The sequence below is a fragment of the Pedococcus sp. P2_E5 genome, from assembly GCF_056403895.1.
This window is the reverse complement of sequence record NZ_JBFUEP010000001.1, coordinates 146835-160772: the sequence shown is the minus strand read 5'-3', so window position 1 is coordinate 160772 and position 13938 is coordinate 146835. Positions and strand designations below refer to the sequence as shown.

General features: G+C 70.2%; 14 protein-coding genes. 7 read left to right on the top strand and 7 right to left on the bottom strand.

Annotated elements, in window-relative coordinates; all coding sequences use genetic code 11:
* Positions 1–2 precede the first annotated feature (2 nt).
* The 5 genes from AC1DVZ_RS00720 to AC1DVZ_RS00700 are packed head-to-tail and all read left to right on the top strand — an operon-like array spanning position 3 to position 4231.
* The gene (locus AC1DVZ_RS00720; protein ID WP_477616263.1) at positions 3–653 is read left to right on the top strand and encodes a D-glycero-alpha-D-manno-heptose-1,7-bisphosphate 7-phosphatase; all 651 of its coding nucleotides are present in this window, start codon (positions 3–5) and stop codon (positions 651–653) included.
* The gene (locus AC1DVZ_RS00715; protein ID WP_477616262.1) at positions 650–1675 is read left to right on the top strand and encodes a GHMP family kinase ATP-binding protein; all 1026 of its coding nucleotides are present in this window, start codon (positions 650–652) and stop codon (positions 1673–1675) included. Before AC1DVZ_RS00720 ends, AC1DVZ_RS00715 begins: the two co-directional genes overlap by 4 nt.
* Positions 1672–2448, top strand: a complete 777-nt coding sequence (locus tag AC1DVZ_RS00710) for a nucleotidyltransferase family protein (RefSeq protein WP_477616261.1) — start codon at positions 1672–1674, stop codon at positions 2446–2448. Before AC1DVZ_RS00715 ends, AC1DVZ_RS00710 begins: the two co-directional genes overlap by 4 nt.
* Complete coding sequence (locus tag AC1DVZ_RS00705; RefSeq protein ID WP_477616260.1) at positions 2448–3389, top strand: glycosyltransferase family 2 protein; 942 nt, start codon at positions 2448–2450, stop codon at positions 3387–3389. Before AC1DVZ_RS00710 ends, AC1DVZ_RS00705 begins: the two co-directional genes overlap by 1 nt.
* A complete protein-coding gene (locus AC1DVZ_RS00700; RefSeq protein ID WP_477616259.1) occupies positions 3386–4231 on the top strand; it encodes a glycosyltransferase family 2 protein in 846 nt (281 codons plus the stop codon). Before AC1DVZ_RS00705 ends, AC1DVZ_RS00700 begins: the two co-directional genes overlap by 4 nt.
* A 95-nt stretch (positions 4232–4326) precedes the next feature.
* Here the strand turns inward: AC1DVZ_RS00700 and AC1DVZ_RS00695 are convergent, their stop codons facing one another.
* Complete coding sequence (locus tag AC1DVZ_RS00695; RefSeq protein WP_477616258.1) at positions 4327–6138, bottom strand: DUF4082 domain-containing protein; 1812 nt, start codon at positions 6136–6138, stop codon at positions 4327–4329.
* Positions 6139–6531: 393 nt separating this feature from the next.
* Between AC1DVZ_RS00695 and AC1DVZ_RS00690 the strand changes: the two genes are divergently transcribed.
* Positions 6532–7374 (top strand): class I SAM-dependent methyltransferase, encoded by an 843-nt coding sequence (locus AC1DVZ_RS00690; protein ID WP_477616257.1) that lies wholly within the window; start codon positions 6532–6534, stop codon positions 7372–7374.
* A 97-nt stretch (positions 7375–7471) separates the two neighbouring features.
* Here the strand turns inward: AC1DVZ_RS00690 and AC1DVZ_RS00685 are convergent, their stop codons facing one another.
* Positions 7472–7702, bottom strand: coding sequence for a hypothetical protein (locus tag AC1DVZ_RS00685; RefSeq protein WP_477616256.1), 231 nt, complete (start codon positions 7700–7702; stop codon positions 7472–7474).
* 146 nt (positions 7703–7848) lie between these two features.
* Between AC1DVZ_RS00685 and AC1DVZ_RS00680 the strand changes: the two genes are divergently transcribed.
* Positions 7849–8121: a PqqD family protein gene (locus AC1DVZ_RS00680; protein WP_477616255.1), complete on the top strand. Its 273-nt coding sequence runs from the start codon at positions 7849–7851 to the stop codon at positions 8119–8121.
* 28 nt (positions 8122–8149) lie between these two features.
* Here AC1DVZ_RS00680 and AC1DVZ_RS00675 read toward each other — a convergent pair whose 3' ends face one another.
* From AC1DVZ_RS00675 to AC1DVZ_RS00655, 5 genes are all read right to left on the bottom strand, one after another.
* Positions 8150–9319 carry a nucleotidyltransferase family protein gene (locus AC1DVZ_RS00675; RefSeq protein ID WP_477616254.1) on the bottom strand — a complete coding sequence of 390 codons (1170 nt, stop codon included), beginning with the start codon at positions 9317–9319 and terminating at the stop codon, positions 8150–8152.
* On the bottom strand, positions 9316–10266 hold the full coding sequence (locus tag AC1DVZ_RS00670) for a glycosyltransferase (protein ID WP_477616253.1): 951 nt from the start codon (positions 10264–10266) through the stop codon (positions 9316–9318). Before AC1DVZ_RS00670 ends, AC1DVZ_RS00675 begins: the two co-directional genes overlap by 4 nt.
* A 212-nt stretch (positions 10267–10478) precedes the next feature.
* Positions 10479–11957: an O-antigen ligase family protein gene (locus tag AC1DVZ_RS00665; protein ID WP_477616252.1), complete on the bottom strand. Its 1479-nt coding sequence runs from the start codon at positions 11955–11957 to the stop codon at positions 10479–10481.
* A 17-nt stretch (positions 11958–11974) separates the two neighbouring features.
* Positions 11975–12916 (bottom strand): hypothetical protein, encoded by a 942-nt coding sequence (locus AC1DVZ_RS00660; RefSeq protein ID WP_477616251.1) that lies wholly within the window; start codon positions 12914–12916, stop codon positions 11975–11977.
* A gap of 109 nt (positions 12917–13025) precedes the next feature.
* Positions 13026–13934 (bottom strand): glycosyltransferase family 2 protein, encoded by a 909-nt coding sequence (locus AC1DVZ_RS00655; protein WP_477616250.1) that lies wholly within the window; start codon positions 13932–13934, stop codon positions 13026–13028.
* Positions 13935–13938 lie beyond the last annotated feature (4 nt).

The following is a 13938-nucleotide window of genomic DNA, read 5'->3' as shown; positions in this document are numbered from 1 at the left end:
CCATGCCCACCGAGGTGGAGACGGACAGCCGGCTGCTGCCGTTCCGGATGGACCGCACCTGGACGGTCTTCCTGGACCGTGACGGGGTGCTCAACCGTCGGGTCGAAGGCGACTACGTCCGCTCGGCTGACCAGTTCGAGCTCCTCCCCGGCGTCCCCGAGGCCGTGGCGGCGCTGTCGGGGGTCGCGGGACGAGTGGTCGTGGTGACCAACCAGCGCGGGATCGGCCTCGGCCTGATGACCGCGACAGACGTGGCGGTCGTGCACGACGAGCTGCGCCGCCAGGTGACGGCGGCGGGCGGACGGATCGACGCCGTGGTCGTCTGCCCCCACACGCTCGAGGACGGCTGCCGTTGCCGCAAGCCGGGACCGGGCCTGGTGGAGCAGGCCGCAGCGACCGACCCGGGCATCGACCTTCGCCGCGCCGTCGTGGTCGGCGACTCGGTCAGCGACATGGGGCTCGCGGCCGGCCTGGGACTGCCCGGCGTGTGGATCGGGGGTCCACCACCGGCGGACGCCACCGGTGCGGTCGCCGGCTTCGACGACCTCGCCTCGTTCGCCACGGCCGTGCTCGCCGCGTCCTTGCCCGCCACGGCCGTGCTCGCCACGTCCTTGCCCGCCACGGCCGCACACCCGGAGGAGGGGCTGCCATGAGGGTCAGGGCCCGCGCACCGCTGCGGCTCGGTCTCGCTGGTGGTGGCACCGACGTGTCGCCGTACTGCGACCTGCACGGTGGACTGGTGCTCAACGCCACGATCGACAAGTACGCCTACTCCTCCATCGATCCGGCCGAGGACGGCACCGTGACCTTCGTCGCGGCCGACCGTCAGGAGCGGGTCAGCATGGGCGCGGACGAGTTCTCGGCCGACGGCCCCATGGCCCTGCACCGCGGGGTCTACAACCGCGTCGTCAAGGAGTTCAACAGCGGCCAGCCCATCCCGCACACCCTCACGACGTACAGCGACGCCCCGCCCGGATCCGGTCTGGGGTCGTCGTCGACGCTGGTCGTGTCGATGGTCAAGGCCTACACAGAGCTGTTGAGCCTGCCGCTCGGGGAGTACGACATCGCGCGGCTGGCCTACGAGATCGAGCGGGTCGACTGCGGGCTGGCGGGCGGGCGCCAGGACCAGTACGCCGCGACCTTCGGCGGGTTCAACTTCATGGAGTTCCTGCCGGGCGAGCGGGTCATCATCAACCCGCTTCGCGTCAAGGGGTGGATCCTCAGCGAGCTCGAGGCCTCCCTCCTCCTGTACTTCGGAGGTGTCTCGCGGGAGTCCGCCGCGATCATCGACGAACAGGTCTCCAACGTCCGGCGCGGGGACCTGAGAGCGGTGGCAGCGATGCACGCGCTGAAGACGGAGGCCCTGGCGATGAAGGAGAGCCTGCTCAAGGGCGACTTCGACGGGCTCGTGGAGTCGATGCAGATCGGGTGGGATGCCAAGAAGCGCATGGCTCGCAGCATCACGAACCCTGCCATCGAGGAGGCCTACCTCCTCGCGGAGTCCGCAGGGATGCGCGCCGGCAAGATCTCGGGGGCCGGCGGTGGAGGCTTCATGATGATGCTCGTGGATCCAGTGCGTCGTATGGACGTCATCCGCGGCCTGCAACAGACCTCCGGCGAGGTCATGACGTGTCGCTTCACCAAGGCCGGCAGCGAGAGCTGGCGGCTGCCGTGACGCAGGCAGCGACCACCGGGGGGCCGACACCCGTTCGCCTGCCGCCGGCGGTCGTCCTCGCGGGTGGGCTGGGTACCCGCCTGCGCCCGGTCGTGGAGGACATGCCCAAGCCCATGGCCCCCGTCGGCGGCCGGCCGTTCCTGGCACTGGTCCTCGACGAGCTCGTGACGGCAGGGGTCCCGCTGGCGGTCCTGGCGGTCGGCTACCGCCACGAGGCGATCGTCGAGCACTTCGGCGACGAGTACCGCGGCATGCCTCTGGCGTACTCGGTGGAGGTCGAGCCCCTCGGCACCGGCGGCGCCGTGCGGGATGGCTGGCGGATGGCCGACGCCGACCAGGTCCTCGTCCTCAACGGCGACACCCTGCTCGGACTCTCCTTCACCGGGCTGGCCCAGACCCACGCCCACGTCGGAGCTGCCGTCACGATGGTGGTTCGGCACGTGGAGGACACCAGCCGTTACGGGGCGTTGGACCTGGTGGCCGGCAGGGTGTCGGGATTCCAGGAGAAGGGGCGTCCGGGGCCCGGCCACATCTACGGCGGCGTCAGCCTGCTCGGCGCGGCCTGCCACCCGCTGCTGGAGATCCCTGGGCCCTTCTCGCTCGAGAACGACGTCCTCGTGCGCTCCGTGGCGACCCTTCGCCCGGCTGCGCACCTGACCGACGGCTACTTCGTCGACATCGGGATCCCGGCCGACTACGCTCGGGCGCAACAGGACCTGGGGGGCCCAAGCCCGGTGAACCAGCCGGACACGTACGCCCTGGAGCGATTCTGATGCTCCGCCGCTCGAGCGCCACCAGCAGTGACCCCACGGTGGTCGACTGCTCGGTGCTCATCGTGTCCTACAACAACCCGGATGACCTGGCCCGGCTGCTGCAGAGCCTCGACACCGCCGCGGGTGACCTGTCCGTGGCAGTGACGGTGGTGGACAACGCGAGTACCTGCGACGTGGGCCCGATCGTCGCCGCCCATCCGGGAGTCGGTCTGATCCGCTCGGCCGCCAACCTCGGCTACTCAGGTGGTGTCAACCTGGCCGCTCGCGAGGCGCCCCGAGGTCGATGTGTGTTGGTGCTCAACCCGGACGTGGTGGTGACGGCCGGCTCGTTGGAGGCCCTGACCGAGGCGGCCCTGCGCTACGGGGCCGCGGTCCCGGTCATCCGCGGTTTCGATGGGCGCCGCGAGTGGTCGCTGCGACACGAGCCGAGCGTGCTGCGCGCCCTGGGCGAGGCGCTGCTCGGCGACCACCTCCCGGGACGCCCCGCGTGGCTGTCCGAGATCGAGCGCGGCTCCCAGGCCTACCTCGCAGACCGATCGGTCGACTGGGCCACCGGGGCCGCGGTCATGGTCAGCGAGGCGGCCGGCGATGCCGTGGGCGAATGGGACGCGCAGCGCTTCTTCCTCTACTCCGAGGAGACCGACTACTGTCGGCGCCTTCGCGAGGCGGGGTATGCCGTGCGGTTCGTTGCCGGGGCCGAGGTGGTCCATCGCGGTGGAGGTTCCGGAAGCTCCCCCGACCTTGCCGCCCTCCTGGCAGTGAACCGGGTGCGCTACTACCGCAAGTGGCACGGGCGCCCGGCGACGGCCGTCTTCGCGGTCGTCGTGGTCGTCCAGCACCTGCTGCGGGCCGCGCGCGCGGGCGACCGGCGCGCCCTGGCAGTCCTGACCTCGAAGCGGCGCAGGGGCACCCTTCCCGGTGCCGCCACGGCGCCCCGATGAGCGCCAGGGCGCTGGGGTCGGTGGTGATCCCCGCGCACAACGAGGTGTCACTGGTCGGGCGCGCACTCGCGGCCATCGAACCCGTGGCCCTGGCCGGGCACGTCGAGGTGACCGTGGCCTGCAACGGTTGCACGGACGGGACTCCCGAAGAGGCGCGGCGTTTCGGCTGGGCCACGGTCCTCGAGGTGCCCGTGGCTTCGAAGGTGGAGGCGCTACGGGCGGCGGACCGGGCCACGAGTGCCCTGCCCCGGGTCTACCTGGACGCCGACATCGTGCTCCCGGCAGAGGCATTGGCTCTGCTCCTGCGGACACTGCGCTCCGGCGAGTACCTCGCAGCCCGACCGCCGCTGAGCTACGACACCCGCGGGGCCGGCCCCGTCGTGCGGGCCTACTACCGTGCCCGCGAACGCGTGCCGCTGCTCACCACCTCCTTGTGGGGTGCGGGGGTCTACGGACTGAGCGAACGGGGCCGCGCACGGTTCGGTGAGTTCCCCGACGTCACGGCCGACGACCTCTTCGTCGCCCAGCTGTTCTCGTCCTCGGAGTTCGTCGTCCTCGAATGCCCCCCGGTCTCGGTCGTCACGCCCCAGCGCGTCACGGACCTGCTGAGGGTCCTGCGCCGGACGTACCGGGGACAGTCCGAACTGGGCGCTCGCGCTTCCGCAGCCGCGACCTCGTCGACCTCCACCACCCTGCGGCAGCTGTTCGGCACGGCGCAGAGCAGTCCGGCTGCCTTCGTGGACGCGGTCGTGTACGTCGCGCTCACGCTCCTCGGCCGTCTGGGTGCGCGTCTGGTGCGACGCGCCACCTGGGAGTCGGACCGAGCACCTGCAACGCACTGACATCCCCGCCGGAAGCCGTAGCGGCGCCCAGCGGGGATGTCAGTGACCGCGGCGGAGACGGGGGTGGGACGGCCGTCCCACCCCCAGTCACCGGTTCAGCAGGAGATGGTTCGGTGCTCGTAGCTGGCCAGCGTGACCGACGTCGTCCCACACGGGGTGGTCAGAGTTGCCGTCTGCGACGTCGTCGCCATGTTCACGATGACGGCACCGGACGTCTTGCCCAGCACCCGCACGTTGCCGTTCGTCGACGACGCGGTGGCGTCGGCCTGGTTCAGCAACGGCGCGACGGCCGCGATCTGGTCCGAGACGACGTCGACGCGCGCCTTCACCGCGGCTGCAGCCGAGTCGCGAAGCAGTGCATCCTCCCAGCCGCCACCCCCGCCGAAGTCGTGGATGAACAGCTCGATGCCATCTGCGCCGGACGCGAGCAGGGTCCAGACGGCGACCTCGTACTGAGCGGGGGTGATCCGCGTGGAGTCGAAGGGACGGGTGGTCTCAACGAATCCCCACAGGGGCTTGTCGTTCCCACACGCCGCCTTGAGGGCATCCATGCCCTCCGCGTAGCCGACGGCTCCAGGGCGTCCTTCCCACGGGTCGGTGAATCCGTAGTAGTCCACGGAGGCGATGTCAGCCGACGCGCAGTAGGCCCGCTTGTCCGCGGCAGTCACGGCCACGCCGTTGTTCCAGCCGTTGACGATGCCCTTGGAGAAGTTGACGTACGTGGGCCGGTTCGGGTCGCCCGCACGGGCGGCGGACGCCTTGCTCGCGAGCTGCGCGGGGGTCGTGCCGTTCATGTCGGGCTCGTCCGCGAGGATGTGCCCGCGCACCGTGCTGCCGTTGGGCTTGGCCTCCATGGCGGGAGCTCCCGTGTCCCAGTTGGCGAGGGCCTGCGCACCGGCGGCCCCGAACGCGTTGAGGACGTCCTGCGCGTGTCCCGGGTAGGCGCCGGCGTCGGTCGGCCACGACCAGACACCCACGTACGTGTTGACCCCGAGCGCCTTCCACTGCGACGTGGTGTCAGCCTGCCTCGTGGGGTCCTGCATCCACACGCCGATGGGGAACTGCGAGGCGCTGAACTGCGGTCCCTTGGACCACTTCTTGTAGTAGTCCAGGATGGGCGTAGGCCCGGAGGGGACCGGCACTGAAGCCGTTGCCGGGGCGGTCGGCGTCGTGGAGGACGACGTCGTCGTGGTGGTCGTCGACGGCGCAGTGCTCGTCGTCGAGGTCGCCGTCGTCGAGCTGGACGTCGTCGACGACGGGGTCGTGGTCGAGGACGTCGATGTCGTGCTCGTCGGCGCCGTGCTGGCCTTGCGAACGGCGTTGAAGCGCACGTCCGCGTAGTAGTTCGTGTTGTTGCTCGTCAGGGTCGGGAAGCCGCTTCCCGACTTGTACACCCCACGAAGCGCCTTGAGGTACGGCGTCTGGTAGGGACCGGGGGCGAAGTAGCCTGCGTCGGCGGCGGAGTGCCCCGACGTCGTGTACGAAACGGTGTACGTCGATCCGGCGCTCACGGTCAGCGCTCTCGGCAGCGCTGCCTGCTGCCAGCCCGACGCGGTCTCACCGGTGAAGGTGACGCTGGCGAGGCGCTTGCCGGCCGCGTCGTAGACGTTTCCGACGTGCGTCCCCGTGTTCGTGGCGGCCTTGTAGAAGCGCACGTGGGTGATCTTGCCGCCGACCCGGGGAACGATCACGGAGCCCAGCTCGAGGCTACCGACGGCCGCGCTGGCGGGAGTGGCCGGGACGGCCGACCCCCACAGCGTGACACTGGTCTGCGAGCTGACTCGTTTGCCGTTCACGGCCTCGACCGGGCTGGCGACCATCGCGGCGAGCGCGATCACGCTCATCACGGCGGTGAGGACGACAGCGACGGACTTGCGTGGCAGGGGTATGACTCGACTGTGGGGCATGCGATGGGAGGGCAAGGCGAACTCCTTGGCGTGGCCGGAGGTCGGGGGGGTCCGGGCCACAGACTGCTGCCATCTCGACAGGCACGGGCCGACGCCGCTCCTGCAGGGAGCCAAAAGTACGCCAGCCCTGCAGCTCCGGCGTACCCTGCCACACTCGCTGGGTCAATTTCCAGTTACTGCGGTTTCGTGTCTCAGAATTCGGGCCCAATGCCTTGTTTTGTGATGTTTTGCCCCAGAAAATTGTCCGTCATTTGTCCGAGGCGGACCAGGATTCATCCGCCCACGGGTGCCTCGAAAGCCTCGTCGGGCATTGGTCTCGGCTGACATACTGGCTCCGGGGTGAGCACCTCCCCCGAGAGGGGTGAAGGACATGGACGCCAGGGGATGTGGGCAATGAGGTACGCGCGGGGCGCCCGGAAGCTGTTCGACCTCGTCCAGGCTGAGCTGCGCAACCGTCCGTATGTCCCCGCGGGGCACTACTACTCGCCGCGCACGTCGGGCGAGGACATCGCCCGCGCGAAGGCCGGCCGACGGCCGCCAGTCGGGATCGACCTCAACGAGGACGCCCAGCTCGATCTCGCCCGGAGGCTGAAGTTCACCGTCCCACCGGTCCGGCGGTGGACTCCCGACGAGAACGACATGTACGGCCCCGCCGACGCCTCGGTCCTGCGGTCGCTGCTGTTGGACAGGCGACCGAAGAGGGTCGTGGAGATCGGGTCGGGATTCTCGACCGCGGTCATGCTCGATGTCGCGGAGCAGGAGCTGCCCGAGCTCACGGTCACCTGTGTGGAGCCGTATGCCGACCGGTTGCGTTCACGCCTGCGGCCCGGTGACTCAGAGCGCCTCACGTTGGTCGAGAAGCCGGTACAGACCATCAGCCCCGAGGACCTGGCTTCCATGGTGGGGCCTGGAGACATCTTCTTCATCGATTCCACGCACGTGGTCAAGGCCGGCTCCGACGTGGCTCACCTCTTCCTGCACACCCTGCCGCTCCTCGCCCCCGGCGTTCTCGTCCACGTGCACGACGTCTTCTGGCCGTTCGAGTACCCCGACGGTTGGCTCGACCACCGGCGCGACTGGACCGAGCTCTACCTGCTGCACGCGTTCCTGCTGCACAACGACGCGTGGCGGACGACCCTGTTCACCTCGTGGCTCTGGCAGGAACACCCCGAGCTCGCAGCTCCGACGACCCCACACGAGCGTCCGGGATCGTTCTGGTTCGAGCGGGTCTCCTGACGACCGCTCGGCCCTGAGGCGAGGTCAGCCCGGTAGGCCCAGACCAGTGCTCGGCTGCCGACCAGTGCTCGGCTGGACGACGCCAGCCAGGCTGGGGCTAGCGCCCGCCGCCACCGCCCTGGTCTCCGCCGCCACCGCGGCCGCCACCGCCCTGGTCTCCGCCGCCGCCTCCAGTGCGGGGCGCGCCCGAAGCCGCGTGGGCAGAGGCCATCGCCACCACCTGGACCACCGGCACCACCCAGGCCGTCGCGATCCCGACGCCGGCAGCCCGCAAGGTGGTGCGCCGGCTCACGGTGAAACTGCGCTGCTCTTCGGCTGACCGGTCCATCGAAATCCTCCGCTGCTTAGGGCCAAAACAAGGCGTGTGCCCACGATAGGGAAGGTTTGCCTGCGCCACAGTGGGCAAACGACCGAGATGAGGCTCAACCAGATGACGTAGCAACGACGTAGGGGGCCGGCGCTACAGTGACGTCAATGGATGCAGACGCAGTGCTGGCGACGACGCCCACCAGCTCGGCCATGGCCGTCGGTGACGAGCTGTCCGTCTTCGACACCCGCTCTGGACAGGCCGTGTCGTTGAACCGCACCGCGGCCGCGGTCTACCAGGAAATCGACGGCATCAGGCCCGTTCGAGACATCGTGACGCGCGTCGCCGCGACCTTCGGCCAGCCGGAGCACGACGTCGAGGCAGACATCCTGGCTGCCTTGGACGCCATGGCCGAGGCCGGCCTGCTGTCCGACGGCTGAGGCCCGTCACGGCGAGGCGCCCGTTGCCTCACCGCCCGCGCGCCCGGGCCTGCTCCACCACTGCGTCGACGAACTCGGCCACGCCCTGATCCCCACCGTCCGGGCGCAGCGGCGAGTCGACGTTCGTCGGGTCGAACAGACCGCTGTCCGGCGTGAGTGGACCACCCTCGCGCGTGCGCATCCACGACAACGACTTGCCGACGGCGCGCGCCATGCTCAGTCGCGGCGAGGCGCTGGTCGCCCGTGCCAGCAGGCGACCCACGGACCCGGTGTCCACGACCGCCTCCGGCGGCCAGACGCCGTCGACGCCGCCCACCACGACCCTCCACAGTGAGCGTCCCCCCACCTCGACGACGAGGCCAGCGGGCAGCTCGATGTCGAGCGTGCGACTGGCCCTGGTCAACATCAGCTGCGTGGCTGGCCCGGCATGCCAACGCCGCGCCCGCGCGGGCAGCAGCTCGACCTCTGGTTTCGTGAGGGCGGCCAGTCCGCCCCGGATGTCCGCGAACCACAGCAGGCGGTTGCCCCCGGACTGTGCCGCGTGCAGGGCGAGGTGGACGAGCGTGTCCAGCCGATCGAGGGTCAGCACCCTGGTGCCCTGCAGGTCGATGGCACGGCCCCGAGCCAACAGCTCGGCGACGGGAGGGCTCTGGTCCCTCTCGGGCCGGGCGTACCCCAAGGACCAGTGCAGGTCGACCGCCCCACCGGCGGGGCCGGTCAGGCGCAGCTCTTGGACGCCCTCACGCGAGAGAAGGGGCCAGTTCGCATCCACGAGCGTGAAGCCGCCACGTCCGAGCGACTCCAGCGCCGCCGGCAGCTGCCTGGGTCGCACGAGCAGGTCGAGGTCGACGTAGGCGCGGTGCAGTGGATTGGTGTGGCAGGTCCTGGCAACCGCGGGACCCTTCACCACGATGAAGTCGACGTCGGCGCTCCCCAGGGCCGCGGCCGCCTCTCGCAGGTTGGCCCCCACCTGCTGCTGGCGTGCAGCCACGCGGTGCACGGCGGCGTCGATGCCGGGCACCGTGATGCCGACAGCCGCTCCCGCCTCGCGCACCCAGCCCTCCACGCCGTGCGCGACAGCCGCGCCGCCGAGGTCAGGCGGGGGCGCCCCGCCAGAGCTCCAGGTGCTGCTTCGGCGCTCGGCTGGCCGTAGCGCGTCGACGAGCCAGCCGCGTACCTCGCGGCCCATTCTGGTCATGACAGCACCTCGTTGCGGTCTGCCTCCTCGTCAAGCGCTGCGGTGCGCCAGACCTGGTAGCGGCTCGACCAGGAGTGCGCCTCCAGGAACGCCTGGCGGTCCGCTTCAGGCTGCGGGGGCAGCTGCGCCGCACGTCGGATCCGGTCCGTCATGGACGCGCCGCACGGGACCAACAGGCAGCGCTCGCTGACGCCTCGCATCGGCTCGAGGTCCGACGCGACCACGGGGCGGCCGGATGCGAGGTACTCGTAGAGCTTCAAGGGGCTCATTGCCCGCGACATCGGGGTCTCCCGGTGCGGGATCAGGCAGACGTCGGCGACAGCCGCGATCGCGAGCACCTGGGGACGAGGCACGGCCGGCCGAATGTGGACGTTCGGCGCCGCGGCCAGGTCGGCGAAGCGTGCAGGGTCCGTCATCGGCCCCACGAGGAGGAAGGACCAGTCCCGCATCTCCGCGGCCGTCCTCGCGAGGCTCGCGACATCGACCCGCTCCTCGAGCGCACCGGCGTAGAACGCGATGGGACCCCGAATCTCACCGATCCACTGCGGAAGGGGCGGGAGCGCATGGAAGCTCTCGGGCGCGACCCCGTTGGGCACCACCCAGGACCGTGGCGCGCCGATGTGCTCGACCACTGCCCGGCTGACGCCGATGACCTTGACGTCCCGCTCGGCCATCTCTCGGTAGCTCCACGCATACAGGTCGCGTGACGGGGCGAGTGGCGGGTACTCCAGCCAGTCGTCCCAGGCGAAGTAGACGACGTCGCGCCAGTTTCGGCGGTCCGCCACAGCGGCATGAACGGGGTGACAGGTCACCAGCACGGACCGCGGCCCGCCACCACCACGGCGCACGAGCCAGTCGTCGAGATGCCGGTAGGCCTGGGCCGCCCCCAGGTCCACCCCGTCGCCCCGTGCCCAACGACGGGGATGCACGAGCGAGCGCCTAGCCATGGCCGGGAACCCCCGGTTCGGGGGCAACGCCCTCCGCTTCACGCGTCCGAGGTGGTTGCGCAGTGGGTCGGACACGACCACTGAGGGAACCGTGGAGTCATGCACGAGCTGGTGTGCCATCTGGTCGGCGGACCACGAGAAGTCACGGGCCGCCGCATCCGCCCACGTGTGGAAAGCCAGGGCGAACGTGACCGGGGGCGCGGGGGGGCCATTCACGAGGAGGCCGCCGGTGCCGCGGCACGGTGATCCGCCGAACCCACAGCGCTCAGGGCGGCATCCACCGCTGCCGCCTCCTCACGCGCTCGAGCCAGCCCCCACAACGCGCCGGCACATCCCACCAACAGGGCGAAGGTGAACAGGGTCTGTCGGAAGGAGAACTCGTCGAAGGCACCAGCGGACACCGCGATCGCCGCGATGGCGGCGGCCAGCGCCTGTCCGAGGCCTCGATCGTCGGGACGGGTCGACCGCTTCCTGTAGCCGCGGGCGATTCCCATGCCCACGACGAACAGCGCGCACAGCATCAGGGCCCCGAGCAGGCCGCCCTCGAGATAGGCGAGGACGTACTGGTTGTCGACGTAGAAGTAGGACGTCGGCGAAAAGGTCCCCAGGCCGCGTCCGAACAGTTCGTGACCGCTGATGAGCTGCGGGATGTGGGCGTAGTCCTCGGTCCTCGCCGAGATGCTGGAGTCCGCCGAACCAGCAAAGACGAAGTCGCGCAGCGTGCCGAGGAGACCGGGCACCGCCGCTCGGAACAAGCCAAGTCCCACCACGCCGAGGATGGCGGCGTTCAGCCGAGCACGCGGGCTCAGGTGAACGGCATACACGACGATGGCCACGGCCATGCCGAGGAGGCCGGACCGGGACACGGTCATCGGGGTGACGGTGACGATGGCGCCGAGTGACAGCCAGGAGATGACCCGACGCGACTTTCGCGCCTGCGTGAGGGCGAAGTGCATGGCGATGGGGGCGACTGCGCCCAGGGCGACGGCGTACTCGATCGGATGGGTGGCGGCAGCCTGGACCCGCACGAAGCCCGCCCGCGTGTCCACATGCCCCCCGATGTCGGAGGTGAGCCCCGGCAGGTGCATCAGCGAGCGGAAGTCCAGCCCCACGCTGAACTCCGCGATCCCGATGAGGGCGGACAGGCCGACGAGGACCACCAGGCGGAAGAGCACGTCGTGGACGGCCTCTCGCGTGGGCAGCCCGTCCACGGCGAGGAGCAGGATCCCCAGGGCAGCCGCCAACGGGAAGAGCTGCCGCATGGACCCCGCGCTCTCCTCGGGCAGCAAGACGCGCAGCGTCCCCGCGACGAGGGACACCAGGGACGTGATGGCCCAGCCGAACGCCAGCCAGCGGACCGGGTGCCCGACGCGCGCCGGGAGGAGACCGAGGACCCGGGCCGCCGCCCAGAGACCGAATGCGAACAGACCCAGCAGGACCGCGGGGTTTCCCACGGACTTCAGCGGGCCCACGAAGACGTAGCCGCCGGGAAGGAGGTACAGCGCTGCCAGCAAGGTGCTGAGTACCGTGACGGCGTCCCGCCGCGACAGTGACACGACACTCAGCAGGAGAGCGACAGAGATCATCCCGATGGCCACGATCGGGGCGCGCAGCAGCGGCGACGCCAAGAGGCCGACCAGCCCGAGGAGGGCGGTTGTCGTGGGCGCGGCCGCTCGGAGCCGACGAGCCACCCCGGCGCGTTGCACGGCTACCCGATCGTCTTGACCGGATCAGCGGCGAGTTCGCGCTCCGTATCAGCGGCGAGTTCGCGCTCCGGATCAGGGGCGAGTTCGCGCTCCGGGTCCCCGCGACGCACCACCGGACCGTTGGTCGAGTGAGGTGCCGGCCCATCCGGGGCGGCCGACGACGCCGCGCCGTTGGCGGGCGGGGCCGCAGGCTTGTCGGGCGGGGCCGCAGGCTTGTCGGGCGGGGCCGCCACCATGTCGAGGGGAGCAGCGGCGGGCTCGGTCCCGTCTTCAGGATCGGTGCGACGTGCCGCGCGGGTGCGCTTGCGTCGGGCGCTGATCCGGTCGACCACGAGGGACACCGCTGCGCCTGCCATGAGCCCCACCGCCGACACCGCCAACAGCAGCTTCACGCGCGACTGGGGCGGGACGACCACGACCTGGGTGGGCGACGTGACGAACGTCGTGTACTGGGATGCCCTGGGGGCGCCCGCGAGGGTCTGGATCTGCGCTGCCTTCTTGGGAGCTTCGGAGAGGACGAGGTTCACGACCTCCTCCACGCCGACCCGGCTCGGACCCCAGGTCTCGACCACGTAGGCAGAGGTGCCCTGTGACGGCAGGGCCACGGAGTACGACGAGTCCGTGTTCGGCCTGCCGGGGCCGTCTCCGCTGTTTCCCACCCCGCCGTACTCGAGCTGCGCCTGACCGGACATGAAGTAGGAGATCAACGACTCGCCGATCAGCGCTCCCCCGTTGGCCGCAAGGGGGTTCGCATTGCGGGGGTCCGGCTCGTTCGGCCGGATCGAGTCGCCGTTCTCGAAGACCAGCGCGTAGGTGGCGAACGCGTGGTAGCTCGGCTTCTGGGCCTGGACGAGCCCCATCCCTGCTCCCGCGGTCAAGCCGAGGACAGCCAGCATGATGTACCACCGCTTGAGGCACACTAGGACGACATCGAGAGAGTCCACGCTGCACCCCCCTGCCCTGTCGCCGGCCCGTTGGTCCATTCACCATAACCACGCCGCCTCGTGCAGGCCCAGCGTTTGCCCAGATCGATACCCCCGCATCCAGTCATGGTCAGGCCCGCCTCGCCCGCACGGACTGACGGATCCGGATGCGCCACTCGCCCACGATGACTCGACTCTGGCGGTCGCGCAGCAGCCACCTGCCGACGACACCCAGGCAGCGCAGGCGCGCGGTGGCGCCGAGCGGGGTCGTCAGCACGGCCCTCAGGTAGCCGATGGCAAGCCGGGTCTGGGTGAGCGGGAACACCCGACCCGCTGCGGGGTCGTAGTAGGCGGCCACCTGTTCGGGGGTGGTGCCGATCATCGATGACGCGGAGTGTCGGCGGTTGGAGAAGAGTCGTTGGGGCACCGAGATCCATGGCCCCCGGAGCGCCATCTCCACCAGCATGATCGTGTCCGCGCTCGGCGTGGAAGTCATGAGACCGGTCCGCAGGAGCACGTCCCGCCGCATCAGCCCGTACATCGGGTAACACATGTGCAGCAGGGTCTGGTCGGTCGAGCGCCCGAGCAGGCTGCGAAGCCGGGTGACCGGTGACGTGTTGTCGAAGGGCAGGTCTGTTCGGTAGTCCGAGACGACGGTTCCCTCGTCGTCGATGACGCGCGTGGCCGGCCAGGCGAGCACCATCGTCGGGTTCGCATCCAGGGCCTCCGCGCAGACTTCGATGCACCGCTCGTCGAGGAGGTCGTCATAGGCGAACCAGCGAAAGTACGGAGCCGTGGCCTCCCTGGCGACGAAGCTGTGGTTGAAGCCGGTCCCACGGTTCACCTCATGGCGGATGTAGCGGATCCGCTCGTCCCGCTCGGCGAAGCCCCGGCAGATGGCCGGTGTGTCGTCGTGGGACCCGTTGTCGCTGATGATGATCTCGAGGTCCCGGTGCGTCTGCTGGACGAGGCTGCGCAGAGCTTCCTCGAGGTACGCCGAGCCGTTGTAGACCGGCAACCCAACTGAAACCCTCGTCATGCCT

What these genes read in the sequence shown, in the direction of transcription:
- AC1DVZ_RS00700 (WP_477616259.1), top strand. Translation starts at nt 3,386, where the DNA reads ATGAGCGCCAGGGCGCTGGGGTCGGTGGTGATCCCCGCGCACAACGAG.
- AC1DVZ_RS00670 (WP_477616253.1), bottom strand. Translation starts at nt 10,266, where the DNA reads ATGGCTAGGCGCTCGCTCGTGCATCCCCGTCGTTGGGCACGGGGCGAC.
- AC1DVZ_RS00705 (WP_477616260.1), top strand. Translation starts at nt 2,448, where the DNA reads ATGCTCCGCCGCTCGAGCGCCACCAGCAGTGACCCCACGGTGGTCGAC.
- AC1DVZ_RS00720 (WP_477616263.1), top strand. Translation starts at nt 3, where the DNA reads ATGCCCACCGAGGTGGAGACGGACAGCCGGCTGCTGCCGTTCCGGATG.
- AC1DVZ_RS00655 (WP_477616250.1), bottom strand. Translation starts at nt 13,934, where the DNA reads ATGACGAGGGTTTCAGTTGGGTTGCCGGTCTACAACGGCTCGGCGTAC.
- AC1DVZ_RS00685 (WP_477616256.1), bottom strand. Translation starts at nt 7,702, where the DNA reads ATGGACCGGTCAGCCGAAGAGCAGCGCAGTTTCACCGTGAGCCGGCGC.
- AC1DVZ_RS00695 (WP_477616258.1), bottom strand. Translation starts at nt 6,138, where the DNA reads ATGCCCCACAGTCGAGTCATACCCCTGCCACGCAAGTCCGTCGCTGTC.
- AC1DVZ_RS00715 (WP_477616262.1), top strand. Translation starts at nt 650, where the DNA reads ATGAGGGTCAGGGCCCGCGCACCGCTGCGGCTCGGTCTCGCTGGTGGT.
- AC1DVZ_RS00675 (WP_477616254.1), bottom strand. Translation starts at nt 9,319, where the DNA reads ATGACCAGAATGGGCCGCGAGGTACGCGGCTGGCTCGTCGACGCGCTA.
- AC1DVZ_RS00690 (WP_477616257.1), top strand. Translation starts at nt 6,532, where the DNA reads ATGAGGTACGCGCGGGGCGCCCGGAAGCTGTTCGACCTCGTCCAGGCT.
- AC1DVZ_RS00680 (WP_477616255.1), top strand. Translation starts at nt 7,849, where the DNA reads ATGGATGCAGACGCAGTGCTGGCGACGACGCCCACCAGCTCGGCCATG.